We start from the raw sequence: 15,775 nt of genomic DNA, 5'->3' as shown, positions 1-15,775 counted from the left end.
GACTAGCTCCACTCAAGGGCGCCTTTGCGCCAGGCGTAGGCCAAGGCCACCAAAAGGATGGCTATAAAAATCAGGGCTTCAATGAAAGCCAACAGGCCAAGGCGGTTGAACGCCACAGCCCAGGGGTAAAGAAACACGGTCTCGACGTCAAAGATGACGAAGACCAGCGCGAACATGTAGTAACGGATGTTGAACTGAATCCAGGCCCCGCCGATGGGCTCCATGCCGGATTCATATGTGAGCTGTCGCTCACCAGCACGGCTTTTAGGCGCCACCAACTTATTGGTGATCAACGCCAAAGTCGGTACGGCGGCCGCGATCAGCAGAAACCCCAGGAAGGCGTCATAGCCGGGCAGGGCAAACATGGAGGTCCCCGTAGTCCGGTGCAGTCTGGCATTCACCGCCAGAAGTTGTCGTCGATAGAGTCTTCAGGCCCAGCAACACAACGGTGAGCGACGAACAACAGTCCGTCCAGCCGGTCGAAGCCACCGAAGCGGTGGACCCAGCGGTTGAAACCGCTCCGGAGAGCGACCCACGAACCCACCGTTTCGAATGTCGCAGCTGCGGCTACGTCTATGACCCCGAAGAAGGGGTCAAGAAGGTTGGAATCGACCCAGGCACAGCTTTCGAAGACCTCGATGCGCTGTCATTCCGCTGCCCCGTATGCCGGAGCAAAGTGGCCGCCTTCCGCGATATCGGCCCGCGCGCCAAAGCCAGCGGTTTTGACGAGAACCTCGACTTCGGCCTTGGGGTGAACCGGATGACGCCGGGGCAGAAGAATGTTCTGATCTTCGGCAGCCTTGCCCTCGGCTTCGCCTTTTTCCTGTCCCTTTATTCCCTGCGCTGAGGCCCACCGATGAAACGTCTGTTGAACTCTGCAACCCAGCTTCTGCTGGTGCTGGTGCTGGGGATCAGCCTCAGCGGCTGCGTTACCACCCACGTCCCTACGGCCAGCACCAGCCCCTGGCAGGCCATAGATCTCGACACCCAGGCCAATCCACTGGATGTGGCTTTCACCGACAGCCGCCATGGCTATCTGGTGGGCAGCAACCGGATGATCAGGGAAACCAACGATGGGGGAGCCCATTGGAATGAGCGCAGTCTCGACCTGCCTGACGAGGAAAACTTCCGCCTGATCAGCATCGACTTCAACGGTGATGAAGGCTGGATCGCCGGACAACCCGGGCTGCTCATGCACAGCGACGACGGGGGCCAGAACTGGACACGCCTGTTCCTCGACACCAAATTGCCCGGCGAGCCCTACTTGATCACGGCTCTGGGAAGCCATTCCGCAGAACTCGCCACCAATGTTGGTGCGGTCTACGAGACCCACAACGACGGCAGCAGCTGGGAAGCGAAGGTGACGGATGCCGCGGGTGCCGTCCGCGATCTACGGCGCAGCAAAGATGGCAGCTACGTGAGCGTGAGTGGCCTCGGCAACTTCTATGCCACCTGGGAGCCGGGTGATTCGATCTGGCAGGTGCACCAGCGCGTCAGCAGCCAGCGGTTGCAGAGCATCGGCTTCCAACCCGACGGCAACCTCTGGATGGTTGCTCGCGGTGCACAGATCCGACTCAACGATGAGCCTGGAAATTTTGACAGCTGGAGCAAAGCCATCATCCCCATCACCAACGGCTACGGCTACATGGATCTGGCCTGGGACGACGATGGCGCCATCTGGGCCGGCGGCGGCAACGGCACCCTGCTGGTGAGCCGGGACGGTGGCGACAGCTGGGAGAACGATCCCGTCGGAGACCGTCAACCCAGCAATTTCACCCGCATGGTTTTCGACGGCGAGCACGCCTTTGTGCTCGGAGAGCGGGGCAACTTGCTGCGCTGGGTCGGCAACGCTGTGTAACTGAGCCACTGCCTCAGCCTCGGCTCACCGGAGCCACCTCCTAAGATCATCATCCTGAACCGCCTAACGCCATGGCCGCCGGCTCAACAGGAGAACGTCCGTTCTTCGAAATCATCACGAGCATCCGTTACTGGGTGATCCACGCCGTGACATTGCCTTCCATCTTCTTGGCAGGCTTCCTGTTTGTGTCCACCGGCCTGGCTTACGACGCCTTCGGAACACCTCGTCCCGATGCCTATTTTCAGGCTTCAGAAAGCAAGGCTCCCGTGGTGAGCCAGCGTTACGAAGGCAAATCTGAACTCGACATCCGACTGAAATAAGCGATGACACAAGCTCCTCCCGTTGCCACCACGCCACGCAATTACCCGATCTTCACGGTGCGCTGGCTTGCATTGCACACCCTTGGCATCCCGACGGTGTTTTTCCTTGGCGCCCTCGCCGCGATGCAGTTCATCCGACGCTGATCTGATCCATGGAACGCAACCCCAACCCCAACAACCTCCCGGTTGAGCTGAACCGCACCAGTCTCTACCTGGGTCTTCTGTTTGTCTTCGTGACAGGCGTGCTCATGTCCAGCTACTTCTTCAACTGAGGATTACCCGATGAGCGGCAAAAAATCCCCATTTCCCGACGGTCGTATCCCGGATCGCCTTCCTGACGGACGCCCTGCTGTTCCCTGGAAGTCGCGCTGGACTGAGGGAGTTCTTCCCCTCTGGCTGGTGGCTACGGCTGGCGGAATGGCTGTTCTGTTTGTTGTGGGTCTTTTCTTCTACGGCTCCTACACCGGTGTTGGTTCCGCCTGATCGATCGGTCACCAAACGATCACCAACCGGCCCGAAAGGTCGGTTTTTTTGTGCCTTCTTAAATCCATCCGCATCTCACACACACCAAACGATGTGGTTCAAACCGCGAAATAGTCGCGGTACCAGCGGGCGAACGCATCCACTCCTGTTTCGATGGACGTGGAGGGCTTGAACCCCACCCAATGCTCCAAGGCATTGGTGTCGGCTGCAGTCGCCACCACATCACCGGGCTGCATCGGCTGAAAATCCTTGATCGCCTCCCGGCCAAAGGCCTGTTCCATCACCGCAATGAAGCGCAAAAGCTCCGTCGGCTGACTGTTGCCGATATTGAACACCCGATGCGGCGCTGCCGCCGTCGCAGGGTCCGGATGCAATGGATCAAAAGCAGCATTGGCAGTGGCCGGCTTGTCGCAGCAACGCAGCACCCCTTCAACGATGTCGTCGATATAGGTGAAATCCCGCTGCATCTTGCCGTGGTTGAACACCTTGATCGGTTCACCCGCCAGGATGGCTCGAGCGAAAAGCATCGGGGCCATGTCGGGGCGACCCCAGGGGCCATACACCGTGAAAAACCGCAGACCCGTCGCCGGCAAGCCATAGAGATGGCTGTAGGTGTGTGCCATCAGCTCATTGGCTTTCTTGCTGGCGGCATAAAGGCTCACCGGGTGGTTGACCGGCTGCTGCTCATGGAAGGGCAAATTTCGATTCCCGCCGTACACCGAACTGCTCGAGGCGTAGACGAGGTTCTTGGTGCCGTGGTGACGGCAGCCTTCCAGCAAATAGCCAAAGCCCACCAGGTTGCTTTGGATGTAGGCCGCCGGATTCTCCAGGGAGTAACGAACACCGGCCTGAGCGGCGAGGTTCACAACCACCTCCGGCTTCTCAGCAGCAAACAACGCCATCAGGGCATCACCGTCCTCCAGAGCCATTTCCGCGAAGCGCCAGGCATCTTCTGAGGCGATCGCCTCGATCTGCCGCAACCTTGCCTGCTTCAGGCTGGGGTCGTAGTAATCATTCAGGCTGTCGAGGCCAACAACACGGTCTCCGCGCTGCAACAGTCGTGTTGAGAGGGCTGCACCGATGAATCCCGCCGCACCGGTGACCAGAACAGTTCGCGCCATCAACCCTCTCCGTCTCCGACACGCCACAGGGTCAGACCTGCCGCTCTGACCTGTTCGGGATTTATCACAGCCCTCGCATCAAAGAGCCATGCAGGCTTGCGCATCAGTGCGGCCAGAGCCATCCAATTGAGCACCTTGTAGTGATGCCATTCGGTGAGCACCAGCACGGCATCGGCCCCGGTTACAGCGTCCTCAACGCTGCCGGCCTCAGCCCAACTACCGGTTCCACTGAGCGCATCCGGCTGGGGTGCTGCCTCCTGTTGCAGGTCGCGGGCGATCTGTTGAGCCGTCACCTTGGGATCGTGAATGGCCAGCTGAGCACCTTCCTCGAGTAGATCACGACAGATGCGAATGGCCGGAGATTCGCGGGTGTCGTTGGTGTCGGCTTTAAAGGCAAAGCCAAGGATGGCGAGCCGCTTTCCTGTGACGGTGCCAAACAGCTTCTGCACCACCAACCGGGCAATTCGGTGCTGTTGCCAGGTATTCAGAGCCACCACACTCTCCCAGTAATCCGCCACCTCCGGCAGTCCGAAATGCCGGCAGAGATACACCAGGTTGAGGATGTCCTTCTGGAAACAGCTGCCACCGAAGCCGGGCCCTGCGTTGAGGAACTTCAGACCAATCCGACTGTCGGTGCCAATGGCCCGAGCCACCTCGCGCACATCCGCCCCACTGGCTTCACAAAACGCCGCAATGGAGTTGATCGAGCTGATCCGTTGCGCCAAAAAGGCATTGGCCGTGAGCTTGGAGAGCTCACTGCTCCAGAGATTGGTGCGCAGGATCTGTTGCTGGGGCACCCAATTGGCATAGATCTCAGCCAGGGCTTCAACAGCTGCCGGATCATCACCACCAATCAACACCCGATCGGGAGTCTCCAGATCACGGATGGCCGTTCCTTCTGCTAAGAACTCAGGATTGGAGAGCACCGAGAACGTGGGCTGATCCTCTCCCTCACTAGCGGCTTCCAGGATGGTTTGGATCGCAGCAGCCGTACGCACGGGCAAGGTGCTCTTCTCCACAACAATCGTGTGGCCCTTGGCGGCCTTCGCCACGGTGCGGGCACAAGCTTCCACCCAACGGAGATCGCTGGCCTGACCAGCCCCCAAGCCTTTGGTCTTGGTAGGGGTGTTCACTGAGATGAACACCATGTCGGCAGCGGCGATCGAGGCCTCCACATCGGTGGAGAAATGAAGGTTGCGTCCCCGCGCGCGCTCCACAACAGAGTCGAGACCTGGTTCATAAACCGGCAACTTGCCGAGGTCGGCATCATTCCAAGCATCAATACGGGCCTGGTTGATATCCACCACCTGCACTCGAACCTGCGGACAGCGATCGGCAATCACCGCCATTGTCGGGCCGCCCACATACCCAGCACCTATGCAGCAGATCCGTTGGATGGTCAAGTTCCGCGGCCTTCGCCAAGTTCCAGGAGATTACGGAACGAGTCGATGGTGGGAGACAGACCCTGCTCCAGTGACACAGTCGGCTGCCAATTCAACTGCTGGCGGGCGAGATCGATCGCCGGCTGCCGCTGCTGAGGGTCATCCTCTGGGAGAGGTTTTTCCACAAATGGCAAAGCTGGGTTGACCTTCTTACGCACCAAATCGGCCAACTGTCGAATCGTGAATTCATCGGGGTTGCCGAGATTGATCGGGCCCATGTGAGAGCCGTTCATCAAGCGGATCAAGCCGTCAACAAGATCACTGACGTAGCAGAACGAACGGGTCTGGCTGCCATTGCCGTAGAGCGTCAGTGGCTTACCGCGCAGCGCTTGGACAATGAAGTTGCTCACAACCCGGCCGTCATCAGGCAGCATGCGTGGGCCATAGGTGTTGAAGATGCGCGCCACCCGCACCTCAACGCCATTCATGCGCTGGTAGTCGAAACAGAGCGTCTCTGCGATGCGCTTACCCTCGTCGTAGCAACTGCGCACACCAATCGGATTGACGGAGCCCCAGTAACTCTCAGGCTGGGGGTGCACCTCAGGATCCCCGTAAACCTCGCTGGTGCTGGCGAGCAGCAACCGTGCCCGCACCCTCCGCGCCAGTCCCAGCATGTTGTAGGTGCCTAGAAAGCTGGTTTTGGCCGTCTTGACCGGATTGAACTGGTAGTGAATCGGTGAGGCAGGACAAGCAAGATGCCAGATCCTGTCCACCTCAAGCTTGATCGGTTCCGTGACGTCGTGGCGGATGAGTTCGAAACGGGGATGGCCAATCCAACGTGCAATGTTGGCCTTGCGTCCTGTGAAGTAGTTGTCCAGGCAGATCACTTCATCGCCCGCCTCCATGAGGCGATCAATCAGGTGGGAGCCAAGGAAGCCGGCACCGCCAGTGACGAGGTGGATCTGCATCCTCAGGGGGTCAGCAGTCTCTCCACGATCGCGGACACAGGCGCGAGTGCAACGGTGGATTCCTCAGCCTGCTGGTTCAACGCCTTCAGGCGAACCTCCCCGCGCTCAGCCTCGTCCTCACCGATCACCAAGGCCCAAGGCGCACCACTGCGATCGGCCCGCTTGAACTGCTTGCCGAAAGCGGAGCCCGACGCATCCAACTCCACCCGCAGCCCTGAAGCCCGTAGGTCCCGGGCCAATGCAAGAGCAGACCGCTCAGCGGCATCACCACGGTTCACGAGGTACACATCAGGGGCTGCGGCCGCCGTCAACCTCGCAGCTACACCCTGAGCATCCGCCTGGGCTGCTGCTTCCAGCACCAGCAACAACCGTTCCATGCCAAGAGCCCAACCAATGGCGGGGGTTGGGGAGCCTCCCAGCTGGCCGATCAAGCCGTCATAACGACCACCACCGCAGACGGTCGCCTGAGCACCGAGTTGGTCACTTGTAATCTCAAAGGCCGTGTGGCTGTAGTAGTCCAAACCCCGCACCAGCCGCGGATTGAGCCGGAAAGGAATGCCCAGTGCGGTCAGCCCGCGCTGCACGTCTGCAAAACGCTCACGACTGGCCTCACAAAGGGCATCCGCCAGCGTTGGCGCCTCCTCCAACAGCGCCTGGGTGGCTTTGTTTTTGGAATCGAGGATGCGCAGGGGATTGGTGCTCAACCGCGTCTGAGAATCGGGATCGAGGGCCTCAGACCGCTGCTCCAGCCAAGCCACCAGGGCGTTGCGGTAGGCCTGACGATCTTCAGCGGTGCCGAGGCTGTTCAGCTCCAACTGCAAGCCACCGACACCCAGGCTGGCGAGCAGATCCCAGGCCAGAGCAATCACCTCAACATCGCTCCGAGCCCGCTCTGCCCCGAGCCACTCCACCCCGATCTGATGGAACTGCCGCTGCCGGCCCGCCTGAGGGCGCTCGTAGCGAAACATCGGACCCGCGTACCAAAGCTTCTGGGCGCCCTGACTGAGCAAACCGTGCTGAAGGGCAGCACGCACTACTGATGCGGTGCCCTCCGGCCGCAAGGTGCAGGAGCGATCGCCGCGATCCTGAAAGCTGTACATCTCCTTGCCCACTACATCAGTGGCTTCACCGATGCCACGGCAGAACAGGTCCGTCGTCTCCAGAAGCGGCGTCCGAATCTCACCAAACCCAGAAAGATGGAAATGCTCCCGCGCCATGGCCTCCACCGCTTGCCAGCGCTGAAGCGCCTCCGGCAGCAGATCCACCATGCCCCTGAGGCTCTGGAGCTGACTCACGTACGGGATTCAGGTACAGCGACTCAGTCTGCCGGGTGGCCTCAGTTGCTTCAAAATCAGATCGTGTTGTGAACTCTGCGAACGATGGGCAGCCGCGTTTTGGTCACAGGCGGCGCCGGTTTCATCGGCAGCCACACCTGCCTCGTTCTGCTCGAGGCCGGTTACGACCTGCTGATCCTGGACAACTTTTCCAACAGCTCTCCAGAAGCCCTAACAAGGGTGGCCGCTGTCGCCAATGTTGCTCTGAAGAGCCAACGACTGCAGATCGAGCGAGGGGACATCCGCGATCCCATCACCCTCGATGAGCTCTTTTCAGCGGCTGCCGCCAGCGGTCGTCCCTTTGATGCCGTCATCCATTTCGCCGGGCTCAAAGCGGTTGGCGAATCCGTTGAAAAGCCGCTTCTTTACTGGGATGTCAACGTCTCGGGCTCACGAACTCTGCTCGCGGCCATGGATGCCCATGCCTGCCGCACCCTTGTCTTCAGCAGCAGCGCCACCGTCTACGGCTACCCCGAAACCGTTCCGATCCCTGAATCGGCACCCATCCACCCCATCAACCCCTACGGCTTTTCCAAAGCCGCTGTTGAGCAGATGCTCGCGGATCTCAACAGCAGCGCTCCCAACACTTGGCGCATCGCATCCCTCCGCTACTTCAACCCCGTGGGCGCCCATCCCAGCGGTCGCATCGGAGAAGATCCCCTGGGCATCCCCAACAACCTCTTTCCTTTCGTGACCCAAGTCGCTGTCCGCCGCCGTGATCAGCTCCGGGTGTTCGGCAGCGACTGGCCAACCCATGACGGCACGGGCGTACGCGATTACATCCACGTGATGGATCTGGCAGAAGGCCACAAGGCCGCCCTCACCACCCTGCTCAATCAGGGGCCACAGCACCTCACCTGCAACCTCGGCAGCGGGGACGGAGCCAGTGTTCTTGACGTGGTCAACGCCTTTTCCGCCGCCAGCGGACAAGACATTCCCTACGCCCTCGTCGACCGACGGCCTGGCGATGCCGCCGTCACCGTCGCAGATCCCTCACGCGCCGCTGACATTCTCCAATGGCGAACGAAGCGCACGCTCACCGACATCTGTCGCGATGGTTGGGCCTGGCAGCAGGCCAATCCAATGGGCTACCGACAATCCGCATGACGACCGGCGGGACACTGCTTCTAGCCGGCGGCGGCCACAGCCATGCGCTTCTGCTCAAACGATGGGCCATGCAGCCGGAACGACGCCCACCGCAGAGCATCACCCTGGTCAACCGCTGCAGCACAGCCCTGTATTCAGGCATGGTGCCGGGATTGATCGCCGGGCTGTATCAACGCGACGAGCTCGCCCTCGACCTGCGACAGCTCTGTGACCGAGCCGGGGTGGCTTTCGTGGAAGCAGAAATCACCGGATTGAATCCTGAGCAAAACCTTCTGCACCTTCGCGACCGCCCTGCACTCCACTTCAATTGGCTCAGCCTGGATGTGGGAGCGGTGAGCCGACCGAGCGCCGCAGGGGTCCCAATCAAACCGTTGGAAGCCTCGCTTTCCTTTCTCGAAAGCGAAGACCCAAGCGATCCCAATCCACTGCGGGTGATCGGAGCGGGAGCTGCCGGCCTGGAGGTGGTCCTGGCCCTGCGCCGTCGCTGGCCAAAACGCGAGCTCAAGCTGCAACAGCGCAGGGGACAACTGGATCTAGCCGTCCAACGCGTGCTGCAAAAGGCCAATATCGAAGTCACCGACGACGATAACCACCACAACGGACCCAGCCTGCTCTGCACGGGAAGCCAGGGGCCCGCCTGGCTGGCGACGACTGGTCTGCCCTTAGCTCCCGATGGCCGGGTCCGCACCGATCGCCACCTGAGGGTCGAAGGCCATCCATGCCTGTTCGCCAGCGGCGACTGTGCCGTGATCAGCGCATCACCCCGGCCGGCGTCTGGGGTGTGGGCGGTGCGCGCCGGACGCCCCTTGGCCATCAATCTGGAAGCGGCCTGCAAGGGGCAACCCCTGCGGCCCTGGCATCCCCAGCGCAAGGCTCTGCAGCTCATCGGCAGTCATGAAGATGCCGCCTGGGCGCGTTGGGGCGGCTGGCGACTGGGGCCATCCCGACTGCTTTGGCACCTGAAGCAACGCATTGATCGGGCCTTCATGAATGGATTTCTACAGCCAGCAGCGATGGCCGATTCAGCACCGATGGCCTGCCGGGGCTGCGCTGCCAAGTTGCCGGCCCAATCCCTGGCAGCATCACTGGAGCGGGTGGGGCTTGGCGGACAGCCCGAAGACGCCGCCCATCTCGCTGGGCAGCCAGGACTCCTGCAGAGCGTAGATGGCTTTCCAGCCCTGGTGAGTGACCCCTGGCTCAATGGCCGTCTGACGGCCCTGCACGCCTGCTCTGATCTCTGGGCCTGCGGTGCCCCGGTCTCCAGCGCCATGGCAACGATTACGCTGCCGATGGTTTCAGCCGACGAACAGCAGGAGCTGCTGGTGCAGACCCTGGCAGGCATCCGCTCGGTTCTGGATGAACAGTGCGCCGAGCTGATAGGTGGACACACGATGGAATCCCGCAGCACCTCACCGCTGCCGGCCAGCCTCGGGGTGCAGATCACCCTCACGGTGAATGGCAACAGCCCCCAATCACCCTGGCTGAAAACGGGACTGCGCCCAGGAGACGCCCTGCTGATCAGTCGCCCCCTGGGCACTGGAGTGCTGTTTGCAGGGGCCATGAGTGGCGCCACCAAGGCAGCTGATCTGGATACTGCGCTGCAGACCATGGCCTGCAGCCAGCACACGCTGCTTGAACAGATCGAGCCGATCCGCGGGGGCATTCACGCCTGCACCGACATCACCGGTTTCGGCCTGCTTGGGCATCTGGGCGAAATGCTCCAGAACAGTCCAGGACTGACCGTCGAACTGGAGGGTTCTGCCATCCCTGCGTACCCCGGTGCACTTGAGCTCTTCGAACGCGGCATCTCCAGCACGCTGGCCCCCTCCAACCGTGCTGCCTGGCGATGGCTCGAAGGCCCGGTTCAGCTCAGAGACCACGAGTCCCCGGCCTTGCTCGAACTGCTGGTGGACCCACAGACCTGTGGCCCCTTGCTGCTGGCCTGCACCAGCAAAGCCGCCACTCAACTCACTCGGAACGGCCCATGGCTTCAGATCGGCAACACAACAGCCGCGCATGACTGAGGTCGTTCGCCCGTTGTTCGCATTGGTAACTAGCCTGCGCAACCTAATGATTGCAAGGGTTTGAGCTTGCGCTCCATGGCCGATGGAGTTCCACTATTGGCCAGCCAGAGCTCCGAAGGCAATGGCGGCGCGGCCAAACGTTTCTCCAGATCGTCGGTATCACCCCAGGGCACGGGATCCGATGGGATCCGACCCATGACAACTTCCATTCGATCGCTGAGATTGAGCAAACGGGCCCACGGGCCATAAGACTCCACGAAGCCACCAGTGCGCTGGCTGATCAGACGGAACTGATCCTGTTCACGCACTCCCCCCAGAGCAGGATCCAGTTCAAAAAAACCCGGCCCCCACCAACTGGCCAACATCACGCCAAGAACCCCAACGGCACAGCGGCGGCCAAGGCGATTGAGGTTCAGAGCACCGAACTGAACCGCAAGAACAGGAAGCACAGCCGGCACCAGCACCACGAAATAACGGCTGAAGGCCATCGGCTTCACGAACGACACCACCACCACTCCAACCACCATCAACAGGGAAGGGATCAAGCTGCTTCGATCAAGGACACCAGTCTCAGGCCAAGAACGCCGGTGCAGCCCTCCCCAACGACTTAACACCACCACAAGCAGCAGCAGAATCAATCCCAACTTGGGCAGCGGCCAAAGCCCAAACCCCCAGGCCAGGGTCTCCTCCAACAGGGCGTAATCCAGGGGACCAATCCAGCTGGCTGCCCTGACGCTGAACAAATAGTCAGCGGCATAAACAATCCAGGCCAGGCAATGCCGCCATAAGAGCCGCCGCAGCAAACCGGGTCGGGCCCGTCAGGCCATCCCAGACAGCGGCGGCAAGCACCACAAACAGACCATAAAAATAGGTAATTCCTGCCTAGGCAGAAACCAGCGCGTACAGCGAGGGACGTTCTGACCGCCGCCACCACCACGCCAGAGCCACCAAAAGCAGTAGCAAGGCATAACTCTTGCCTTCAATGGCGAAACGGACCGGACAAGGACTACAAAACGCAAGCAGACCAGCCACCGTCAAAACCTGCATGTTGTGACCACCAATGGCGCGTGTCTGGCGCACCATCACAACTCCGCCCAAACAATAGGCACACCTCGACAACAGCCTCCTTGTGACCGGAGTTTGACCAATCAGCTTCCCGAAAATTCACAGAAGAAAGCAATAAAAAGGTGGATGAGTTTCCTCACGCGGCATCTCAACAAGAGCTTCCAGACTGGGCTGAAAAATCTTACCAACGCTGTAGAGCTCATCACTCCACAAGGACGTGGCATCAATCAGAAAAGGGTTTGAAGTGCAAAGGCACTGCCAATCAAAGGGAGGAGAAATAGCCAACTGTTGTTAATCACGACTTGTCCTGAGCCTCATGGCGGAGCCTGTTCAACTCCTGTCCCAAAGCAGGACCAGAACTCCAGCCAGAGTCCAGGAGCTGACGAGCGGTCTTCGGCGATTTGATCTTCCGCCAGCGCCCCCACCAGCGCAAAAGGGGTTTCCATTGAACCGGCATCAGGCAGATCAGCAGAGCCACGCTTTCAGCCTTCGCACCACGTGCCTCCAAGGCCTCTGACCAAACCGACGGGAGCGACGACACACGCGGGGCATCCGCCAGAAGCCATTGCTTCAAATCCAGCATCTGGCGCAACCACTGCTGCTCCTGACCCGGAAGCTGAAGTCGCTGCGCAACGCGCAACGGATGCCTGGTACCGGACACCAAAGCCAGCACAAGGGGAAGCTCCAGCCGCTGAGCCCAGTGCAGACGCCGCATCAGTAGCGGATCGCCCTGCAGGCTCGGATCAATCAGCGACAACGCCTGCCATTCCTGCAGACAAGCGATGGCCTGTGCCCAAGGTTCATGCTGGAACAAACGGTGGAGTTCCATCCTCAGACGGGTCGAGAGCGCCGGTGGGGCCGCCGTGGCTGAAGCGCTGGTGGACCAAGCCCAGGGCCAGGCCTGAATGGTTCGGGTGATTTGGTCCTGAGTTTTTTCATCCAACGTGAACCCCAGCCGAGCCGCATAGCGCGCTGCCCTGATCACGCGCGTGGGGTCATCCCGAATGCTGTGGTCATGCAGCAGTGTCAATTGCTTGTCGGTCAACCCGCGTTGACCCGAATGGAAATCAACCAACTGCTCAGCCATGAGATCAATAGCCATGGCATTGATGGTGAAATCCCGCCGGAGAAGATCCTGCTCCAACGTGCCGGGTTCCACCTTGGGATTCTGAGCAGGAGCCGGGTAGATCTCCCGCCGGGCTGACGCCAAATCAACAGGGATTCCATCGAAGCGCAGTGCAACTGTCCCGTAAGCCCCGTAATGCTGCACATCCGTGACCCGCTGCGAACCACAGCGCTGCATCAGCACGTCCGTTAGGGCCAGAGCATCCCCCTCGACAACCCAATCCAGATCGGGAACACCGGCCCATGGAACACCATGCAGGTGATGCAGCAGCAGATCTCGGACCACTCCACCCACGAGGGCTAGCCGCGTCACTCCTGCGTCTTGAGCAGCACCACGCAAGTCAGACGCTAATGATGGCGGCACACCCGGCAGATCCAATGCGTGGTGCTTCGGTCGGCAGCTCAATCATCACGCATCCGCATGGGATTGCCCCCTTGAGATTACTCGCCTCAACCAACAGGCTCGATTGGGGCGAGGCGCGGATCCAGGATCTTGGGGCCCATCCCTGCAAACTTGACCGCAATTGAGACCTTCTCACCACTACCGAAGGTATGGGTGATCTCCCCAACACCGAAGCTGGCATGCATCAACTGGTCACCCACCTGCCAGCTCCGACCGGGAGCTGGCCCTGCCTGACGTCGCCGCACCGCATTCGCTGGAGCCGATAACGGTTTGTCGCGATCCACGCGGGTGAGCCGTTCCAGGCGCCGCTCACGCCGAAGCGCTACTCCACAACTCTGGGGAATGTCCCCCTGCACCAGGGCCTCCGGCAGCTCCGAAAGAAACACCGACGGAACCGCCGCCTCGCGCATCCCACCCCAAAGACGCCGCTCACTGACATGGGAGAGGAACAAACGCTCCTTCGCCCGGGTGATGCCCACGTAGCAAAGACGTCGTTCCTCCTCCAGTGATGCCGGATCGTCGAGGGAGCGATAGCTGGGGAACAGTCCCTGCTCCAAACCCACCAGGCAGACCACAGGAAACTCCAACCCCTTGCTGCTATGCAGCGTCATCAAGGTGACACGATCCGCGGCGGTGTCTTTGCTGTCGGCATCACTGGCCAGTGCTGCACTGGCCAGGAATCCCTCCAGATCACCCTCCTCGTTCTCCTCCTGGTACTGAAGAGCGGCGTTCACCAATTCCTGCAGGTTGCGACGCCGTTCCTCGGCCTCATCGGTGCCATCAGCGATCAACTCGCTGACATAACCGCTTTTCTCCATCACCTGCTGAATCAGTTCCGAGGGAGTCACCTCATGACTGCGCAACTGGAGATCGTTCACCAGATCGCAGAACTGCAGCAGCCCCTTGGCGGAACGACCACCCAAGGAACGCACCGCTTCAGGGTCACTCACCACATCCCAGAGCGGAATGCCCAATTGATTGGCCGCATCGGTGAGCCGCTGGATCGTGGTCTTGCCTATGCCGCGCTTGGGCACATTGATCACCCGCAGCAGACTGACGGTGTCCGCAGGGTTGATCAGCAGCCGCAGATAGGCCAGAAGATCTTTGATCTCACGCCGGTCGTAGAAGCGCAGTCCCCCCACAACGATGTAAGGGATGCCCCAGCGCACCAGCGATTCCTCGATCGCACGGGACTGGGCATTGGTGCGATAAAGCACAGCCATGTCACCCCAGCTGAGCTCGGGATTGGCCGCCTCCATCGTGCGCAACCGGTGCACCACAGCCTCCGCCTCAGCGATTTCGTCATCACAGCGGGTGAGAGAGATCAATTCCCCCTCACCACGCGTGGGGAGCAACACTTTGTCGATCCGTTCGCTGTTGTGGGAAATCAGCGCATTGGCGGCCTCAAGGATGGTGGCGGTGGAGCGGTAATTCTTTTCCAGCTTCACCATCGTGCGCGTGGCCTCATCCGGAGCCTGATCACCGAAATCGTCCTGAAAGCCCATCAGGATTGTGAAATCTGCAGCCCGGAAGCTGTAAATGCTCTGGTCGGCGTCACCCACCACAAACACCGAACGCCCTGCCCAGTCGTCGTAATCCTGCGGTTCCTGGCCATCGGTCACCAACAGCTTGATCAGGTCGTACTGGGTGCGGTTGGTGTCCTGATACTCATCCACCAGAACGTGACGGAAACGACGGTGCCAGTAGCTGCGCACCTGCTCGTTTTGCTGCAAGAGCTGCACCGGGAGAAGCAGCAAATCGTCAAAGTCGAGGGCATTGTTTGCCGCCAATGCCTTGCGGTAACGCCGGTAGACATCGGCGGTGAGCTTGCCCCGCTGCCCTTCGGCGTTGGCCTCAAACTGGTCGGGCAGCCATCCCTGGTTTTTGGCGTTGCTGATCGCCCAACGGGTCTTCTTGGGGTCAAAGCGTTTGGGATCCAGCTGCAGTTCCTGAGTGACGATCTCCTTGACCAAGCTCTGGGCATCAGCTTCGTCGTAGATCGAAAACTGCTTGGTCCAGGTGAGTCCTTCGGAGTCCTGGAATTTGTCGATGTCGTAGCGGAGCATCCGCGCAAATAAGGCGTGGAAGGTGCCGATCCAGAGTTCTTTGGTGACTTCGCGGTAGATGCGCGAACGCGACTGACGCTGCTCCACCGCCGGCAGAGTGCTCCAGGGCTGGCCGTACTGACTCTGCGCCAGCTTCTGGGCCAAGAGCAGCTCAAGCCGCTCCTTCATTTCGCGAGCGGCCTTGTTGGTGAATGTGACGGCCAGAATCTGCGCTGGATCTACACCGTGCTCCCCAATCAGGTGAGCAATGCGATGGGTGAGGGCCCGGGTCTTGCCGCTACCGGCGCCGGCAACCACCAACAGAGGACCTTGGTAGTGATCCACCGCCCTGCGCTGGGCATCGTTGAGGCCATCCAAGAAGCTCATAGTAAATTATTTTAGGCATGCTGTGCAGTAACTATCGACAACTGCGCAGGAAATTGTGTCGCGATTGCGGAATTAATATGCAAGTGCAACTTTCTACACCAGATACACGCGGCCCACCTAGAAGTCATTAGGCAATTCCAGCATTCAAAAAGA

Annotated in this window: 17 protein-coding genes; 8 read left to right on the top strand and 9 right to left on the bottom strand. The window is 60.3% G+C overall.

The genetic code is table 11. The annotated features are described in order from the left end of the window. Positions 1 to 2: 2 nt before the first annotated feature. Complete coding sequence (locus Syncc8109_RS00875) at positions 3 to 365, bottom strand: NAD(P)H-quinone oxidoreductase subunit 3 (protein ID WP_006849620.1); 363 nt, start codon at positions 363 to 365, stop codon at positions 3 to 5. 83 nt (positions 366 to 448) lie between these two features. On the opposite strand from Syncc8109_RS00875, the gene Syncc8109_RS00870 reads away from it, so the two are divergent. The 6 genes from Syncc8109_RS00870 (at position 449) to Syncc8109_RS00845 (ending at position 2,661) form a co-directional block, all read left to right on the top strand. Then, entirely contained in the window at positions 449 to 847 is a 399-nt protein-coding gene (locus tag Syncc8109_RS00870; RefSeq protein ID WP_006850520.1) for a rubredoxin, read from the top strand. A gap of 9 nt (positions 848 to 856) precedes the next feature. Next, entirely contained in the window at positions 857 to 1,858 is a 1,002-nt protein-coding gene (locus Syncc8109_RS00865; protein WP_006851751.1) for a photosynthesis system II assembly factor Ycf48, read from the top strand. Positions 1,859 to 1,929: 71 nt separating this feature from the next. Continuing rightward, the gene (gene psbE / locus Syncc8109_RS00860; RefSeq protein WP_006850675.1) at positions 1,930 to 2,178 is read left to right on the top strand and encodes a cytochrome b559 subunit alpha; all 249 of its coding nucleotides are present in this window, start codon (positions 1,930 to 1,932) and stop codon (positions 2,176 to 2,178) included. A gap of 3 nt (positions 2,179 to 2,181) precedes the next feature. Continuing rightward, a complete protein-coding gene (gene psbF, locus Syncc8109_RS00855) occupies positions 2,182 to 2,322 on the top strand; it encodes a cytochrome b559 subunit beta (RefSeq protein WP_006851435.1) in 141 nt (46 codons plus the stop codon). An 8-nt stretch (positions 2,323 to 2,330) separates the two neighbouring features. After that, the gene (locus Syncc8109_RS00850; protein ID WP_006852026.1) at positions 2,331 to 2,450 is read left to right on the top strand and encodes a photosystem II reaction center protein L; all 120 of its coding nucleotides are present in this window, start codon (positions 2,331 to 2,333) and stop codon (positions 2,448 to 2,450) included. Between the two features lie 10 nt (positions 2,451 to 2,460). Then, a complete protein-coding gene (locus Syncc8109_RS00845) occupies positions 2,461 to 2,661 on the top strand; it encodes a photosystem II reaction center protein J (RefSeq protein ID WP_006852014.1) in 201 nt (66 codons plus the stop codon). Positions 2,662 to 2,759: 98 nt separating this feature from the next. Here Syncc8109_RS00845 and Syncc8109_RS00840 read toward each other — a convergent pair whose 3' ends face one another. From Syncc8109_RS00840 to hisS, 4 genes are read right to left on the bottom strand one after another with little or no spacing between them, the layout of a single operon-like run. Next, positions 2,760 to 3,782: an NAD-dependent epimerase gene (locus Syncc8109_RS00840; protein ID WP_006851847.1), complete on the bottom strand. Its 1,023-nt coding sequence runs from the start codon at positions 3,780 to 3,782 to the stop codon at positions 2,760 to 2,762. Beyond that, positions 3,782 to 5,185, bottom strand: a complete 1,404-nt coding sequence (locus Syncc8109_RS00835; protein ID WP_006851626.1) for a nucleotide sugar dehydrogenase — start codon at positions 5,183 to 5,185, stop codon at positions 3,782 to 3,784. The genes Syncc8109_RS00840 and Syncc8109_RS00835 overlap by 1 nt, the downstream gene beginning before the upstream one ends. Beyond that, positions 5,182 to 6,132: a UDP-glucuronic acid decarboxylase family protein gene (locus Syncc8109_RS00830; RefSeq protein WP_006850180.1), complete on the bottom strand. Its 951-nt coding sequence runs from the start codon at positions 6,130 to 6,132 to the stop codon at positions 5,182 to 5,184. Before Syncc8109_RS00830 ends, Syncc8109_RS00835 begins: the two co-directional genes overlap by 4 nt. A 2-nt stretch (positions 6,133 to 6,134) precedes the next feature. Next, complete coding sequence (gene hisS, locus Syncc8109_RS00825) at positions 6,135 to 7,427, bottom strand: histidine--tRNA ligase (protein WP_006850492.1); 1,293 nt, start codon at positions 7,425 to 7,427, stop codon at positions 6,135 to 6,137. A gap of 84 nt (positions 7,428 to 7,511) precedes the next feature. Between hisS and galE the strand changes: the two genes are divergently transcribed. Beyond that, positions 7,512 to 8,573, top strand: a complete 1,062-nt coding sequence (gene galE / locus Syncc8109_RS00820) for a UDP-glucose 4-epimerase GalE (RefSeq protein WP_006851096.1) — start codon at positions 7,512 to 7,514, stop codon at positions 8,571 to 8,573. After that, positions 8,570 to 10,597, top strand: a complete 2,028-nt coding sequence (gene selD, locus Syncc8109_RS00815) for a selenide, water dikinase SelD (protein WP_006851824.1) — start codon at positions 8,570 to 8,572, stop codon at positions 10,595 to 10,597. Before galE ends, selD begins: the two co-directional genes overlap by 4 nt. A gap of 29 nt (positions 10,598 to 10,626) precedes the next feature. Here selD and Syncc8109_RS12750 read toward each other — a convergent pair whose 3' ends face one another. From Syncc8109_RS12750 to Syncc8109_RS00800, 4 genes are all read right to left on the bottom strand, one after another. Continuing rightward, on the bottom strand, positions 10,627 to 11,400 hold the full coding sequence (locus tag Syncc8109_RS12750; RefSeq protein ID WP_006850584.1) for a hypothetical protein: 774 nt from the start codon (positions 11,398 to 11,400) through the stop codon (positions 10,627 to 10,629). Between the two features lie 79 nt (positions 11,401 to 11,479). After that, a complete protein-coding gene (locus Syncc8109_RS12745; RefSeq protein WP_232202435.1) occupies positions 11,480 to 11,680 on the bottom strand; it encodes a hypothetical protein in 201 nt (66 codons plus the stop codon). 277 nt (positions 11,681 to 11,957) lie between these two features. Next, complete coding sequence (locus Syncc8109_RS00805) at positions 11,958 to 13,127, bottom strand: CCA tRNA nucleotidyltransferase (RefSeq protein ID WP_232202434.1); 1,170 nt, start codon at positions 13,125 to 13,127, stop codon at positions 11,958 to 11,960. A gap of 110 nt (positions 13,128 to 13,237) precedes the next feature. After that, entirely contained in the window at positions 13,238 to 15,622 is a 2,385-nt protein-coding gene (locus Syncc8109_RS00800; protein WP_006850826.1) for a UvrD-helicase domain-containing protein, read from the bottom strand. Between the last annotated feature and the right edge of the window lie 153 nt (positions 15,623 to 15,775).

The sequence above is a fragment of the Synechococcus sp. WH 8109 genome, from assembly GCF_000161795.2.
Taxonomy (GTDB): domain Bacteria; phylum Cyanobacteriota; class Cyanobacteriia; order PCC-6307; family Cyanobiaceae; genus Parasynechococcus.
This window is presented reverse-complemented; position numbering and strand designations above follow the sequence as displayed.

What these genes read in the sequence shown, in the direction of transcription:
- psbF (WP_006851435.1), top strand. Translation starts at nt 2,182, where the DNA reads ATGACACAAGCTCCTCCCGTTGCCACCACGCCACGCAATTACCCGATC.
- psbE (WP_006850675.1), top strand. Translation starts at nt 1,930, where the DNA reads ATGGCCGCCGGCTCAACAGGAGAACGTCCGTTCTTCGAAATCATCACG.
- Syncc8109_RS00865 (WP_006851751.1), top strand. Translation starts at nt 857, where the DNA reads ATGAAACGTCTGTTGAACTCTGCAACCCAGCTTCTGCTGGTGCTGGTG.
- Syncc8109_RS12745 (WP_232202435.1), bottom strand. Translation starts at nt 11,680, where the DNA reads ATGGTGCGCCAGACACGCGCCATTGGTGGTCACAACATGCAGGTTTTG.
- galE (WP_006851096.1), top strand. Translation starts at nt 7,512, where the DNA reads ATGGGCAGCCGCGTTTTGGTCACAGGCGGCGCCGGTTTCATCGGCAGC.
- selD (WP_006851824.1), top strand. Translation starts at nt 8,570, where the DNA reads ATGACGACCGGCGGGACACTGCTTCTAGCCGGCGGCGGCCACAGCCAT.
- Syncc8109_RS00840 (WP_006851847.1), bottom strand. Translation starts at nt 3,782, where the DNA reads ATGGCGCGAACTGTTCTGGTCACCGGTGCGGCGGGATTCATCGGTGCA.
- Syncc8109_RS00800 (WP_006850826.1), bottom strand. Translation starts at nt 15,622, where the DNA reads ATGAGCTTCTTGGATGGCCTCAACGATGCCCAGCGCAGGGCGGTGGAT.
- Syncc8109_RS00875 (WP_006849620.1), bottom strand. Translation starts at nt 365, where the DNA reads ATGTTTGCCCTGCCCGGCTATGACGCCTTCCTGGGGTTTCTGCTGATC.
- Syncc8109_RS00850 (WP_006852026.1), top strand. Translation starts at nt 2,331, where the DNA reads ATGGAACGCAACCCCAACCCCAACAACCTCCCGGTTGAGCTGAACCGC.
- Syncc8109_RS00845 (WP_006852014.1), top strand. Translation starts at nt 2,461, where the DNA reads ATGAGCGGCAAAAAATCCCCATTTCCCGACGGTCGTATCCCGGATCGC.
- Syncc8109_RS00830 (WP_006850180.1), bottom strand. Translation starts at nt 6,132, where the DNA reads ATGCAGATCCACCTCGTCACTGGCGGTGCCGGCTTCCTTGGCTCCCAC.